This is a genomic window from Micromonospora sp. CA-244673 (genome assembly GCF_050948395.1).
Lineage (GTDB): Bacteria > Actinomycetota > Actinomycetes > Mycobacteriales > Micromonosporaceae > Micromonospora.
The window spans coordinates 3,216,662-3,231,091 of sequence record NZ_CP192019.1 but is presented as its reverse complement, the minus strand read 5'-3'; the positions used below and the strand labels follow the sequence as shown (position 1 = coordinate 3,231,091).

Genomic DNA, 14,430 nt, shown 5'->3' with positions numbered 1-14,430 from the left:
GTCGCTGGCGATGCCGCCTTCAAGACCGCCGGCGGTTGTGCCCGGTATTTGCCTCCGCTCATCGCCGTCGTCGGCGGGAGGCCTTGCGCGTTGGCTTTGGGCGGAATATGCGGAGAGCCGTACGAACAGGTGTCAGCGAGGCGCCCGTTGACGGATGTCGATACCGTTACCTGCCGGTAATGGCCAGTGGCGGCGAACGGTGCGTTCGGACCTGCCGATTCGGGCGGCGATTTCGGCCGGGTGGAGGGTGGGGTCGCGTCGCCGCCAGTAGGCGACCGCTGGGCCGGTGGCGGCCGGCACGTCGTCTGGGCTCGTGTCCCACGCCGCGTGCGGCAGTCCCGGCCGGCTCGAGCCGTCGTCGTTGGTAGCTCGTGGCTGCGGGGCATCGGTGCGCCGTGCTGGTGGCGTGTCTTGAGCCGGTTGGTGATGCGTGCCGCCGGGTCGTGATCGAGTGCGGGTCGTGAGGATGACAGTCGTGGCCGGTGCCTTTTCGGCCGGGGGTGGAAGTGTTGGCGCTGTGCCCGGGGCTGTTGCGAGCGCCGCGGCGTGGATTCTGGCGGTGATCTCGACAAGGCTGACGCTGGCGACGATGACAAGCCCGTCGACGGAGATGGGCAGCAGGTAGGCGGCGCCGTGTTCGGTCTCGCCGTAGCGGGCGGCGACGCCGGCGAGGTGCCAGTAGCTCACCCAGGTGGCGATGGCGGCGATGACAGCGGTCGCGGCGATGCGGATGGCGCGGAGCAGGCGGCGGTGGTGGGGTGCGCGGGAGATCAGCTCGACGGTGAGCAGCAGGGCCAGAGGCGGCCATGCGGCGATGATTTGGCTTATCGGGTTCGGGCGGGCGTGCAGAACGTTCGCGGCCACTGATGCGACGACGCCGAGGGCGAGGCTTGCCCGTACCGCCCACCGTAGTCGCTGCAGGTGGTCAGTGGCGTCACCGGTCAGCGCGTCCGGTGAATCGTTACTGCTGGATGTGAGCGTGGCGTTCGCGGTCATTCGGGGCCTCCCTCCGTGTTGAGCAGACGGCGGTTGCCGGAGGTACTGCCGTGGCGGCGCAGGTCGGCGATGAGTCGGTCGGCGAGGGCGAGGGTGTCGTCGCTGGGTTCGGCGTCGATGTCGTTGAGCCGGCGTGCCAGGGTTCGGCGCAGCATCCGGATGCCCTCGACGTCGCCGAGGTCTTTGCGGGCTCGCATCGCTGCCTGGTACAGGGCTTCGTGGTGCGGGTTGTGCGTGATGGCGGCGTCGAGAACGGCCAGTTGCTGCACGGGCTGCCCGGTAAGGGTGTCTGTGAGGGCGAGGTGCGCGTCGAGGGCTTCTTGGCGTACTGCTTCGCGGTAGGGCTCGATCCATTCGTAGTCGCAGCCGTCGGCGAGGGGTCCGGTGTAGGCATCTACTGCCCGGCGTAGCGCGGTGGCGCGGGTTTGCGGGTCGGTGGCTTGTGCGGCGTCGCGGATGGCTGTGCGCATGCGCCAGAGGTCGATGTCGAGCAGGTCTCGGTTGAGGACGTATCGGTGGTCGGGGTGGGTGACGTGTCCTGCGGATCGGCCGGCGTGGCGTAGGACGGCGCGCAGTCCGGAGACGTAGGTGTAGAGCCGGCCGGCGGCTTTGCTGGTTGGGGCGTCGGGCAGCAGGTCGTCGAGGATTGCCTCAGCCGGGGCGGCCCCGTCATGGACCGCCAGGTACACCAGGAGCTCGAGGGATTTGGCGCGTGGTGTGCGGTGGGGGTCTGCGCCGACGACGGCGGGTTCGCCCAGCACCTGGATCCGCACTTGCTTGCCGTCCTCGGGGTCGCTGCCCCTGTCGCTGGTTGCCTGCTCTGGCGCTTGCGAGTCCTCAGGGGGCTTGGATGCCGGGACGGCGGGGCTGTCCTGGTGCCCGTCTCCTGGCACGGCAGCGGTGCTGCGGGGTATGTCGGCTCGGGTTTCGCCGTCAGCAGTCGGGTCGGTGATGGCCCCGCCGGTGTGGGTGGCGGGAGAGGGCGGAGTCTCGGCTGCGGACGAGTGGGCAGCCTCGGCGGGCATAACGGATAGGCGTTCGGCGGGCGCGGGGACCTGTGGCAGCCCGGTGTGTGACTCCGCGAGGGTGGTGAGCAGGTCAAGGGCCTCGGCTGGGTTAAGAACGGTGAGGCGGTCAATCTCGTCAGGGTGGGTGGTGTGCCGGGCGTCGCGGTCGCCGGAGGTGGTGGCGCCGTCGGTGGCGACGGTGATGGTGTCGCCGGCGGGCCAATCGCCGAGGAGTACGCCGTGGATGTTCAGGCGTTGGCCCTGGTTGAGCAGGGCGGCGGTCCGGGCCTGCTCGCCGCTGGGGTCGGCCAGCAGCATGACTGGTGGGACGGGTTCTTCGTAGGGGTTGGCGGCGCGCAGCTCGTCGATGGTGCCGACGTCGTGTTGCTGGAGCAGCCAGGTGCGGTGCATGGTCTGCGCTTCGACGTTCCGCAGGGCCTCGTCCAGGTCGGCGGTGACGGTCAGCTGCGGCGTACGGGGCAGGTTGGCTGTGCCGAGCAGCGTCGCCGCGGTCGCCGATGGCACGACCACCTCGGTGCGGGCGTCAGGATGTTCGGCGCCGCCGGCGGCGAGGGCGGCGGTGAGGAGTCCGCGGGCGGCGGCGTAGGCGCCGGGCCCGGTGAGGGCCAATCCGGCCGAACGCCGCGGCGGCGACAGCAGGGTGTGCAGTGTCGGCACGACCGGCCTCGGGCCTTTGTCTTCAGCCTGGTCAACGGCAGGGTGCGCGTCGTCGCGGTCCGATGTCCGGTCGTGCCGTTCACCGCTGGCGGTGTGTCGGTCCGGGTAAGGGTTGTCGGCGCGCTGGTGTGCCGGGTCGCCCAGCTCTGAGTAGCGGGCGGCGCGACGCAGCCCGCGACGGATCTGGGCGACCACCGGCGGCATGGGGGTAAGGGTGGGGTCGTCGAGGCGGGGCCGGGTCGAGGGTGTGCGGGGGACGTAGCGGCGTCGGCGGTGGGCCCAGACCAGCGCGGCGGCGGCGACGATGGCGCCGGCCAGGCCGAGGTCGACCCAGCTGCCGGTCGGAAGCGACACGCCTGGGGAAGCCTTCTCGGCCGGGCGACTGGTGTCTGCCCTTGGACTGATCGCGTTGCCTGTTGAGCTGGGTTGGGCGGCGTTTCCGTGGGGGTTCGTGGTGGCGGCGGGTTGCGGGGCGGCCGGGTGTTCGGTGTGCGCTGGCGCCGGACGTGACGGTCGCGGGTCGGAGTCCCGCGCCGCATGCTCGTCGGGATTGCCGCCCTTCGGTGGTGCTGTGTTAGCAGGCGGGCGTGCCGTGGGGGGTGGGTCGGCGTCGGCGGGCAGGTCGAGGGTCCAGCCGGGGTAGATGACGTTCGGGTCGCGCAGCGTGCCGCCGACGTGGGGGAAGTGGGTGCCGCGGTTGAGGGCGAAGATTTCCGGCCAGCGGTCGGCGTCGCCGAGGGTGCGTGCGGCGATGCGGCAGAGGCTGTCTCCGCGCCGCACGGTGTAGGTGGGTGTCTGCGCGGCTGGTCGCGGATCTGGGCTGGCGTGGTGGTGGGACGTGGACGTGGTGGTGGTCGGTTCGGCGGCGGGCGTTGCGCTGTTGCTCGTGTCGGTGGCGGGGTTGGCGTGTGCGGTGGCGCCTGTGGCGGTGGTGACGGCGGTGGCGCCGAGCAGCGCCGCGGTGAGGCCCTGGAGCGGGCCGGGAAGGCGGAGGGTCGTCGTCCAGCGCAGCCGGCGTGCCAGCGCGGTGTAGGCGTGGGTGAGGATGGCGGTGGCCAGGACCAGCCACAGCGCCACTGCTGCGGCTTCGGCGAGGACGATGACGAAGCCGGTGCTCATCGGTTGGGCGATCCACTGCCGAGCGGTGGCCGGTGAAGGTAGCTGCGGGGTCCATGTGCCGGTGACGGCAAGGATCACCGGCACGGCTGTTGTGGACAGGACGACGGTGGTGGTGGCTGCTGCGCGTGCTGTTCGGAACGTCACCTGGCCTCCCCTCGTGGCCCGCGCTGGCAGGTGGGGGTGCTGCCAGTGCGCGGGGTTGGACGGTGCCGTGACGCTATGGCCGCCGTGGCGGTGATGGGCGGTGATGACGGCTGACAGAACCTGACACGACCTCACACGACCTCACACCCGCAGGTCAGCGCCGCCCCGCAACAGCTCCTGACACCTGACTGCACGGGCAGATCAATGCTGCTGATGGGGTTAGCGGCTGGGTCAGCGCGAGGTGGGCGCGCGTTGGTCGCTGGCGGCAATGCCAGCGAGTTGCAGCCGCCTCTGGTAGCCGTCCAAGAGCCGGGCAGCGGCGTCGGCGTCGCCCAGCGCGTTCAGCTGGTCGGCGGCGAGTTGGTGCAGCGTCTGGTTGTAGGGGTCGACACGGATGGCGTCCTGCAGGAGCCGAAGCCGGTGGTGTGGATCGGTTTGGGCCGCTGCGGCGCTCGCGTAGGCGTCGAGGACGAGCCGGCGGATGGCCTCCCGCGGCGGGTCGATCCAGGCCCAGGTGTGACCGGCGGCGAGGTCACCGGTGTAGGTGTCGATCACCGTTTGCCAGGCGGGTGCGGGGTCGGTGAGGGCGGTGGCGGCGTGGTGGGCGGCGGCGTGCAGCCGCCACAGGTCGACGTCGACTCGGTCGGGGTTCAGGTGGTAGCGGTCGTCGGTGTGTCGGAGGACGGTGGCGGCGCGGATGGCGGCCCGGAGGTCGCTGAGAGTGGTGTAGAGACGGCCGCTGACCGTGTGGGCGGGCAACCCGGGCCAGATCGCCTGAACCAGGTCTGTGGTCGTGGCTCCCTCGGGATGCACGGCGAGGAACACCAGCACTTGCAGGGCGGCGCTGCGGCGGATCGTTACGGGCTCCCCGCCGGCGAGGAGAGCGGGCCGGCCGAGCACCCGCACCTGAAGACGGGGGCTCGTGACCGCTGGAATGTCCGGCACTGCCGCCCGACGGCCACTGCCTGCTTGGCGGGGAATCCGCGCGTGGCCGGTCTCGGCTGGCCGCCGCCGCGGCGGAGCCGGTTCGCCGACGGAGTCCTCCCGTTCGCGAGCGGGGTGGGCGATGACGGCGAGCAGGTCCGTCGCGGCGGTGCGGTTGAGGACGCAGAGCCGGGGTCCTGTCCGCCCGGTGTGCTCGTCGCGGCTGTGGCCGTCGCGGTCGATGCTCCAGGTGGTCACGGGCGGTCCGGCGCCGAGCATTACGACGGTCGCGCCCGCGTGTTGCAGGGTCGCGAGTTGGGCGGTCGTCGGATCGTTCGGCGGGTCGGTGAGCAGCAGCAGGTTCGGGGGGCCCGCTCCCCCACCGGGCGCGGGAGGTGCGTTGATGAGGGAGGCAAGCAGCGCGGCCGCCTGGTCGACGGTGCCGCCGAGGCGCAGGCCGGGGATCTCTGTGTCCGTGGAGATGTCGGGCAGGAGGGTGGTGAGGGCGGCATGTGTGATGAGCAGGCGGGTCGTGTCTTGTGGGTCTCGCATTGCGGCGAGCAGTCGGGTGAGCAGGATGCCGCGGGCGGCGTCAGCGGCGCCGTCTCCGGTGAGGGCGACGCAGGGCGTCGGCAGGGCTGGCAGTGCCGCGGTTGCGGGTGTGGCGGGCGGCTGCTGGGTGGCTGCGTCGGTGAGGGCTGTGCGGACGGCGGTGACGGTGGCCGGTAGCGGCACCAGGTCTGAGGCATCGGTTGAGGGTTGCCCGGGTTGGTAGGCGCGGCGGCGGCGCAGCCACACCAGGGCTGCCGCGGCGGCGACCTGTTGGGCGGTGGTGTCGGGTAGCCAGCCCCCGGGCACCGTGATGCCATCGCCGGTCTGCGTGTCCGCTGCGCCGTCGTTCGGGTGAAGGGTGCCGGTGGAGGCCGAAATCGGCGGGATCGGTGTGTCCACGGTGGGGATGTGGGCGGTGTTGAGGGCGGCGGCGCCAGCCACAGTTGTGGCCGCGGCCTGCCAGGGTGTGGGTAGCGGTAGGCGGCGCAGCCATCGGGCGCGGGCGCGTGCCCGGCGGGCGGCGGTGGCCGCGACGGTGCAGGCCAGGCCCAGCCACACCAGCCAGGCCAAGGCGGTGAGCCCCGCGGTGAGCGTGTGTTGGTTCAGCGGGGCGGCGATCCAACTCCGCAGCTGCGCCCCGGTGGGCCAGGCGGGCAGCGGCGGCCCGGCGAGTGTGGTCAACAGCCACGGTGGTACGACCAGCATGGTCAAGGCGAAGGCGGCTGACACGACCCGCCGAGGCCACCTCATCCCCCGCGCTCCCACCCGGTGGCCTGGTCGCCGGTTGCGGCTCGTCGGCTCATCGGACCGGCCGACGAGGTGGTGCGGCTTGGGGGCGCAGGAGGCGGGTCCACAGCTGGCGCAGCCACCACCCGGCCACGGCGATGGCGTAGATCACGCCGAGGATTCCCGAGGCGGGCCAGCTGACCAGCGCGGCGGTGATGACGGCCAGTGGCGCGCCCAGGATCAGCCGCAGGATGGGCTGGGATACGACCGCCATGACCGCGCCGATGCCGAGGAGCAGGCCGCCGACGCGTCCGGCAAGGTCGATCCACAAAACCATGTTCGGCCACCGGTCGGCGGTCAGCGAGTACTGGATCAGCGCCATGCCGAGCCCGGCGGTGATCACCGATCCGGTGGGGAACGCGAGCAGTTTCGACCAGCCGCCGGGTGGGGTGCGCCATTGTCGTGCGGCGACGAGAGCCATCACCGCCGCAGCGGCGACGATCGGGGCGATCGGCATCAACGTCCAGCGGAGGAACCCGCCGACGGGATCGCCGATGTAGAGGCTGCCGAGGACGGCGTACATGCCGGCGACGGCGACGCCGAGGGATGCCGACGCCAGGATTCCGGTACCCGTCTGCGAGCCAGGGTTCGCGGGTGCGCCGGGCGTAAGGCTCGTGCGGGCGGCGATTGCGGAGGCGAGGACCGTGCCAGCGCCGAGGCTGGCGATCACGGCGAAGACGGCTGCCACGGCGAGTTCACCCCAGTTGAGCAGCGCCCACTTGTACATGAGGCTGCCGTTCCACTCGGGGGTGAGCAGGAACTGGGAGATCAGCGCGAGCGAGGCGAAGCCGGGCACGGCGATCGCGACGGCCCGCCGCACCGGCGGTACCGGCTCCTCCCCCACCGGCTGCCCGGCGGTGGCGTCGGCGGCGCCGGCGTCCGCTGCCCCACGGGCCGCCGCCAGCTTAGGATCGGCGAGCACGACGGGGGTTATCCCGGCGGTTTCGGTGAGCGCCTTTTCCAGCAGCGGCATCCGGGCGACGCCGCCGACGCAGTAGACGCCTGCGAGGTCTTGGGCCTTGAGCTCCGCGGCTGCGATCGCCTCGGTGGTCAGTTGGGCGGCGCGGTGCAGGATCGGTTGGGCGGCTTGTTCCAGCAGGCTCGTGTTCAGCACGATGGCTGATCCCTGCGGCTGAGGGATCGTGACCGCGACATGGTCGGCCAAGGCGTGCTTGCCAGTTCGGACGCTGGCCATCAGCGCCCACCGTTCACCGTCACCTTGGGCAGGGCTGGTATCAGCGAGCAGTGCGGCGAGGGCATCGTCGATCGCTGTGCCGCCGGCGGCCGGGTCGGCCAGGGTGGCGAGGACCTCGAACCCGGCCGGCCCTCGTCGCAGGACGCTGACCTCCGCCCCTGCGCCGACGTCGCAGACCGCGATGAACGATCCGACCGGCAGCTGCACCCCTGCGGCAAGGAGGTGCCCGGCGACCGCCACCGGCGCCTCGATCAGCGTGGGTTGGGGCAGGCCTGCCCGGTGTGCGGCGTGGCGCATCCACGTCCGGCGCCGTGGACCCCACCCTGCTGGCACAACCAGCCGCACATCTCCGGTGTCGGGTCCGGCGACCTGCAGCGCCTCGTGCGCGACCCGGCGCATGGTCGCCGCGACCAGGTCGAGCGGATCGACGTCCGCGCCGGCGACGCTCAACCGCTGGCCGGGAGGCTGGCGCGGGGTCGGAATGAACCGGTCGGGAGTCGTGGCTGCGACCTGCCACGCCTGGTGGCCGGTCACCGTGGCCCCCTGCGGGGACAGCAGGACAGCGCTGGGCAGCTCGGGTTCCCCGTCGAACATCAGGGGCGCCCATGTGCCGTCCGGCCACGCCAGCACGGCGGTGGTGCTGGCGCTTCCGCAGTCGATCGCTAGTCGCGCCTGCCCCGCTCGCATAGATCCCAGTCAAACATGAGGATCACGTTCACGTCACCCTTGAACTACTCATAGCCACGAACCAGGGTGCGCAGATTCGGCGGCGACGGACCACCTCGATATTGACGGATCCCACGCTGTCACGACTTAACCCGACCCAGCCGCCGCACCCGGCTACAAGATCCTCGATGACTGAGGTGGACGGGAAACTCGCTGGTTGGTGTCCGAGGTTGTCCGGGGAATTGCCATAGCTGTTTTGAGCAGGGCGTACGAGACCGACGATGGACGGGGGCCTGCCGGCTTCCCGGCCGGCCGATCGTCCGGTCGCCGTTAAATCAGGAGCAGGTGACTCATGCCCAGACAACATCGCTCGTCCATCCGCACGTCCCATGAGCCCGTGAGACACCCGGGAACTCTCGCCCGAATGCGGCCCTCATCAACTTCATGATCGTCTCACTGCTCGCCGGTGCGATGTACTAAGTGGATGGCGAACTCGAGATTCCGGCCTCACCAGGGGCTTACGACCTGCGCTTCCCGCCGCAGGACGACTCTGGGCTGCCGGCCTATCTGGCCGCGGTCGTCGGTGCCGCCAGCACCGCGCCCCTACGCTTCATCCTCAAGCCGATCACCGTCATCCATTTCGAGGGTGTGGTACGGGTCGAACAACACCCCTGCGGCCGTACGTCGTTGACGTTCACCCCGACCGCCAGCGAGCCGCCACCTACACCACTGCCGCCGACATAGGCCACTACTCGGTCGACGCACTTGGAACCGTACTCCGGCACCCGATTAACTGTTGACTTGACAGCCTATCATTTCTCGATCAGATGGAACACTATTCTGATCCACCCTCGGGAGGTGTCATCTGGAATGGGCATCGACACTGCATCTACTGGCGGGAATCATCGCCAAGTTCGACAGCCCGGAAACGGCTTTGAATGGTGGTATCTACAGGCCACCTCCCGAGACTTTTACCTCACGCTGGTGTGCCATCTGACGAGCATCCCCGGCAATCGCGCCGACGAACCCTACGTATCAGGCACCCTGCTGACGCAGGCCAACGGAGTTGAACACGTTAGGGCACCGGCGTGGTTCAACAGTGATGGGAGAGGCTACCTCAAAGCCTCAGAATACGTTGAGGAGACGGCGGCCGGATGGTCGGTCCAGCTCAGCTTCCCGAAGACCTATGTAGAGATAGTCGTTGAACGGCTCAGCGATCCGTGGCGCACTGGCAACCGATCGCTCATTGTCAAATGCGGTGATGACGAAACGCACTGGAGCGTACCGATGCCCTATGCCCGTTTTCGCGGCCGGGCCCATCAGATGGGGAGGGCGAGTCGAGTCAGCGGCTGGGCGTACCAGGACCACAATTGGGGTACGGCACCCCTACTGAACTTCTTCGACTGCTGGGACTGGGCTGCTGCATCTGGCCCATCAGGCACATGGGTCTCGGCATCCGCCAGCATCGCTGGCCAACCGCAGGCGATGGGCGTACACGTCGGCGCAGATGGCCGCATGAAGGAGACCGGACCGGCGCCATGGAACGGACCGCGGCGAGGTGACGTGTCACGCATCGCCCAACTGCCGATGAAGCGGACGACGTACCGGGTTAACGCCGCGACTCGGATAAAGTACGACCGCGACGCGTTCGAGATACACAGTCGAACCGGCAAGTTCTTCGGGATACAGGAATCACTTCGACAGGTGTCTGAAGGCTTGGCCGATCTGAGGAGCACTGAGTGATTGCGGGTCCCGTAGAACGCACGCGGCGTACCAGATACGTTTTGATTTCGCTCTTCGCTGCGCTCGTCGGGTTGACCATATGGCTATCGTCGGTGTTCGGCATTTCAAGGATGCCGGCTGCAGTCACGGCGATCCTACTGGCTATCCCCACTCTCTACCTGTCCTGGCGCACGTTCTACGAGGCGCGAGTCGAGGCCCTCAACACACTGACGGTCACCAGAATCGCGCAACAACTGGCACAAGCAGTCGGAGGGAAGATATCCACCGAGATTCGGGACCGCCGCATCAATGACCCACATCCGCTTCCGGTCTCCTGGGTACCCGCCGACCCCGTCCTAGTGGAAGACTGGCAGTACTTGGTGACGACCGCCGTGAGCTGGGGCGCGAGTACACCGACACACCGGAAGGGGTGGGCTCGCGGAGTGAGCAGAATAGCCGGTACGGGAAATCAGCTTGCCGGCGTCCTGCGCCGGATTCCAACCCGACGGCTGGTGGTCTTGGGCGAGCCCGGGGCTGGCAAGAGCGTGTTGCTGCTGCGGCTGGTTGCTGACATCCTGGCCAACTACCAAGAGGGCGATGCAGTGCCAGTCCTGCTTCCCGTGACCTCCTGGGATCCACAAGCCGAAGACCTACACCGTTGGCTGGTGCGGCAGCTCGTCGAGCGCTATCCCGCGACGGCCGCTCGGCTGAGGACGGACGCCGGCTTCGTAACCGGGGCGCAAGCTCTGACGGACGCGGGACTAGTGCTTCCGGTCCTCGATGGCCTGGACGAGATGAAGCCCTACCGAAGGCTACGATCCCTCGACTGCATAAACGCCGCCCTCCGCCCCGCCGAAGGGATAGTCGTTTCCTGTCGCACTGACAATTACCGGGAGATAGTCGACGGCGGCGGCGACATCGTTGTGAAGCTGCGGGGAGCCACGGGCATCCAGCTGGCCAACCTTGAGGGGACAGATGTTGAGGCCTACCTCCGCAGAGCCTCGAACCTCGCCGATCCGAAGCGGTGGGCGTGCGTCTTCAAGAAGCTAGGGACAGACACGCCGGTAGGAAGAGTTTTGCGAAGCCCCTTGACAGTCTCGCTCGCCCGTTCAATCTACGTCCCGCGCCCCGGAGACACCGACTCCACCGTGCCGGACCCGTCGGAGATATGCGATGAAGACCGCTTTCGCGATGATGATCAGCTCAAGCTTCATCTATTTGAGAGGTACCTGCCGGCGGTCTACCGCACTGAGGTTGGCCGAGTACCTAGGTGGGGTGTGGAGCGGGCCACCCATACGCTACGGAGGATAGCTGCGACCGGTGCACGCCGTGAAGACGAGGCCGCATTCACTTGGTGGAGTCTGACGCTCTTCACACCCACTCTCTTCATGTCGTCGGTGCTGGCCATCGCCGATTTCTTTGCCGTTGGGCTTGGTCTCTGGCCGCTTTCTGGCCCCCGGTTCGGGCTTGCTGCGGCCGTGGTCAACAGCACCGGAGTCCTCCTGTACTCCGAGACCTCGCACCGAATCTTCCCGAGGTACGGCCGACGGGTGGTTGCCGTCAGTTTCTCCCTCGTGCTGGCGGTCGTCGTCACGGCCGTCGGTTGGGTCATCCACAACATGTACTTCGGGCTGGCCGTCGGTACTGTCAACGGGCTGCTTGCATACCTCGGCGCTCGCGTCCTCGAGAATCAACGCCTAACCCCGTCCAAGGATTTCCAACTGCACCGAGGCGATGTATTGGTCGGGTCCGCCTTCGGGCTTACGCTTGGCGTAGTCGTGTCCGTGGTCGCGGCTAGCGGCACCGGCAGTGTCTCCTTCGCCATGCTGACCGGCGCATTGGTGGCGGTAGTCGCCGGTCTCGCGGCGTCGGTTGGACTTGGGCTGAACACTTCCGGCGCGGACCTGGAGGAGATCGACGAGCCGTTCTCTGCGGTGGCTCGCGAACGACGCCTTTTCCTCATGTTCACCTTCGGCTCGGGCCTGCTGATGGGCTCAACGGTGTCACTACTCGGCATGCTCAACATGTCGGGATTCGCGGCGCATCTGATCGTGCCGACGCGACAGGGCGAGGTAACGGTGATGACCTGTGGCGCGCTCGGTGGCTTGGCCGCCGGGCTGCTGGGCGGCTTGATGAAGACTCCCTGGGGCAACTACTTCGCCAGCAAGTGCTACCTGGCCGCCCGACATGGTTTTCCGCTCAACCTGCTGACATTTCTCGACGACGCGTGCCGAGAGAGGGGAGTACTAAGGTACTCCGGTGGCGCCTACCAGTTTCGGCACGTGGAGCTACAGCGCCACCTAGCTGCGCAGTTCCGCAGTCTGAAGCGGAGGAGCTAGACGTGGCGAGAGTCGGCCGGGCGGTCGTGATCGGTGCCGGGTTCGTAGGTCTGCTGGCCGCACAGGTACTCGCTCGACACGTCGAGCGAGTACTCCTCGTCGACCAGGATCAGCTTCCGGCCGGCCCAACGCCTCGCCGTGGAACTCCCCAGGCTCGCCACTCCCACCTGCTGTGGTCCGGTGGCGCACGCGCAGTCGAACGAATCGTTCCCGGTGCGCTGACACGCCTCCAGACCAGAGGGGCCAACAGAATAGCCCTACCCGCCCAACTCCTGTCTATGTCCTCCGCAGGCTGGATGCGCCGATTCGCCGGGGAGCAATATCTGCTTGCCTGCAGCCGGGACCTGCTCGACTGGACCCTACGGGAAGAGATTCTGCTGGACGGCGCCATCGAGGTTTCGTGGGGCTGCCAAGCCACGAGTCTCGTCGGTGATCAGCACCAGGTGAGAGGTATACGCCTTTATGAAGCGCAGCACCGGCGCGAGATCGAGGTGAGCTGCGATCTACTCGTCATAGCCACTGGCCGCGCTTCAAGGGCAGAGGACTGGCTGGTAGGTCTCGGCCTGCCGGCGCCGCCAACGAAAATAATCCATCCGGGAGTGTTCTACGTAACCCACGCATTCCAAGCGCCACGGTCGATGCGGGACGGCTTCCCACTGGTCAGCATCCACCCCTCACCTAACCAGCCAACCCTCGTGCGGGCTGGGTCGCTGGTTCCGATCGAAGAGGGCCTCTGGCATGTGACCCTGTCCGTGATCCGGGGAACCAGACCGCCAGCCCGGAGCCAAGACTTTATCGCTCTGGCTCGACAGGCACGGACGCCCTTCCTCGCCGACTTAATATCACTGGCTCAACCAATCGGTTCCGTTCGAGTCACCCGAGCCACGAGCAACTACCGAAAGTATGTCGAACTCCTTCCTGCCTGGCCGCAAGGCTTGCTCCTCATCGGTGACGCCCTAACCGCGTACAACCCCTTCTACGGACATGGCATGTCAGCGGGTGCTCGTGGCGTGCTGGAGCTCGACGGGGCACTGAGCGACGGTGGCCACGAGTTTAACAGCCGGGCCGTGCAGCGGTCAGTCGTGGAGACCACGCGGGTGCCGTGGGCTATCGCGAGCCGACAAGATCGGGAGTTCGCCGAGCACAGTAGCCGACCGTCCCTTACACACCGGACTACCATGTCTTTCCTACGCCGGTTGTTGGCGACCGCGAACGAGGATCCTATGGTTGCAGAGGCAATGTTGGACGTCTACACGCTGTCGAAGTCGCACCTACGGCTACTTTCTCCGCAGATCATCGCCAGGATCCTTATCGGATCCCGAGTGCCGCCACTCGACCATCCCCCGCTTACGCAAGCGTTCTATTGCTAATTCCTCTCCGCCCACGACTAATCGCTTCAAGGACCACACGGGCGACCGGCGCTGCCACCGGGAGACGTTGGAGGCCCGGCCCGGACTACGGATGACGTCGAATTGCTTCAACTGCTGCTTTCCGACGCGGTCAGTTAGGAGCAGGGGTGGCGCCAGCCATGACGGATACCCCACGGCCTTGCAGCAGGGGGAAGTCCAGTACCACCCTGCGATGCAATGTCAGGCGAGCCTGACCGCCGCCTACTTGACGATCGCGATCTGCGTGCCCAACGCGCGGTGCTCTTTCGACAGGTGGGTAGCCTGGTCGGAACCCGACGGTGGGGCGTCCTCCTCCGCGGATCCCTCCTCGGAGGAGGCCCTGTCCCCGGCCAGAGTTCCGCGACGAGTGCCGGAGGCGTTGGGACAGGCATACGTGGCCGGTGATCCGCTTCGCCCGTATGCACCGCGCTGCTTTCTACGGCAGCGGTAGCCCTGCCACCCGCCGAATCAGGTAATCGGCTGCCCGGTCATTGACCGCGGCGGTGCATTGACCCGGGAACCACCAGCGCGCCCGTCTTTGCACGCACCAGGTTCGGTCGCTGCGTCAGACTACCCACGAGCCGGATGTAGCCGAGCTGCAGCTCGCGCTTTCCAACGTCGGCCCGGAGTGCTGGTCCTCGGCGGGCTGGTCGAGCCCCAGCCGGACGACTTGGCGGCCAGCGAGCAGAGCTGACTGTGCTGACCTGATCCGGCGGGGATCGGCAGTCCGGCCAGGCGACGCCACGCCGCCACCAGGTGCGCGCCCTTAATACTCCACGACGTCAGCGCGGAGCCAGCGCAGCGGCGCCGATCATGGGTTGTGCCGTCATGTCGACCGCGGTCACGGTACAGCCCGCGTTGGCCCGCGCCCGCCTCAGGGCTCCCGTTGCGGCCGCAGACCGCGAAGGCCAGCC

General features: G+C 68.1%; 8 protein-coding genes. 4 read left to right on the top strand and 4 right to left on the bottom strand.

Annotated elements, in window-relative coordinates:
• Nucleotides 1-132: 132 nt before the first annotated feature.
• The 4 genes from ACQP12_RS14990 to ACQP12_RS14975 form a co-directional block, all read right to left on the bottom strand.
• Nucleotides 133-996 (bottom strand): DUF2637 domain-containing protein, encoded by an 864-nt coding sequence (locus tag ACQP12_RS14990; RefSeq protein WP_433288444.1) that lies wholly within the window; start codon nucleotides 994-996, stop codon nucleotides 133-135.
• On the bottom strand, nucleotides 993-3,944 hold the full coding sequence (locus ACQP12_RS14985; RefSeq protein WP_433288442.1) for a BTAD domain-containing putative transcriptional regulator: 2,952 nt from the start codon (nucleotides 3,942-3,944) through the stop codon (nucleotides 993-995). Before ACQP12_RS14985 ends, ACQP12_RS14990 begins: the two co-directional genes overlap by 4 nt.
• Before the next feature lie 231 nt (nucleotides 3,945-4,175).
• Nucleotides 4,176-6,101: an AfsR/SARP family transcriptional regulator gene (locus tag ACQP12_RS14980; RefSeq protein WP_433288440.1), complete on the bottom strand. Its 1,926-nt coding sequence runs from the start codon at nucleotides 6,099-6,101 to the stop codon at nucleotides 4,176-4,178.
• Nucleotides 6,102-6,219: 118 nt separating this feature from the next.
• Nucleotides 6,220-7,935, bottom strand: a complete 1,716-nt coding sequence (locus ACQP12_RS14975) for an Hsp70 family protein (RefSeq protein ID WP_433288438.1) — start codon at nucleotides 7,933-7,935, stop codon at nucleotides 6,220-6,222.
• Between the two features lie 612 nt (nucleotides 7,936-8,547).
• Between ACQP12_RS14975 and ACQP12_RS14970 the strand changes: the two genes are divergently transcribed.
• The 4 genes from ACQP12_RS14970 to ACQP12_RS14955 all read left to right on the top strand — a co-directional run bounded on the left by ACQP12_RS14970 (nucleotide 8,548) and on the right by ACQP12_RS14955 (nucleotide 13,498).
• Nucleotides 8,548-8,811, top strand: coding sequence for a hypothetical protein (locus ACQP12_RS14970; RefSeq protein ID WP_433288436.1), 264 nt, complete (start codon nucleotides 8,548-8,550; stop codon nucleotides 8,809-8,811).
• Between the two features lie 126 nt (nucleotides 8,812-8,937).
• Complete coding sequence (locus ACQP12_RS14965; RefSeq protein WP_433288434.1) at nucleotides 8,938-9,810, top strand: hypothetical protein; 873 nt, start codon at nucleotides 8,938-8,940, stop codon at nucleotides 9,808-9,810.
• Entirely contained in the window at nucleotides 9,807-12,128 is a 2,322-nt protein-coding gene (locus ACQP12_RS14960) for an NACHT domain-containing protein (RefSeq protein WP_433288432.1), read from the top strand. The genes ACQP12_RS14965 and ACQP12_RS14960 overlap by 4 nt, the downstream gene beginning before the upstream one ends.
• The gene (locus ACQP12_RS14955; RefSeq protein ID WP_433288430.1) at nucleotides 12,017-13,498 is read left to right on the top strand and encodes an FAD-dependent oxidoreductase; all 1,482 of its coding nucleotides are present in this window, start codon (nucleotides 12,017-12,019) and stop codon (nucleotides 13,496-13,498) included. Before ACQP12_RS14960 ends, ACQP12_RS14955 begins: the two co-directional genes overlap by 112 nt.
• Nucleotides 13,499-14,430 lie beyond the last annotated feature (932 nt).

Excerpts from the sequence above, each read along its gene's own strand:
- ACQP12_RS14990 (WP_433288444.1), bottom strand. The coding sequence starts at position 996 with ATGACCGCGAACGCCACGCTCACATCCAGCAGTAACGATTCACCGGAC.
- ACQP12_RS14965 (WP_433288434.1), top strand. The coding sequence starts at position 8,938 with ATGGGCATCGACACTGCATCTACTGGCGGGAATCATCGCCAAGTTCGA.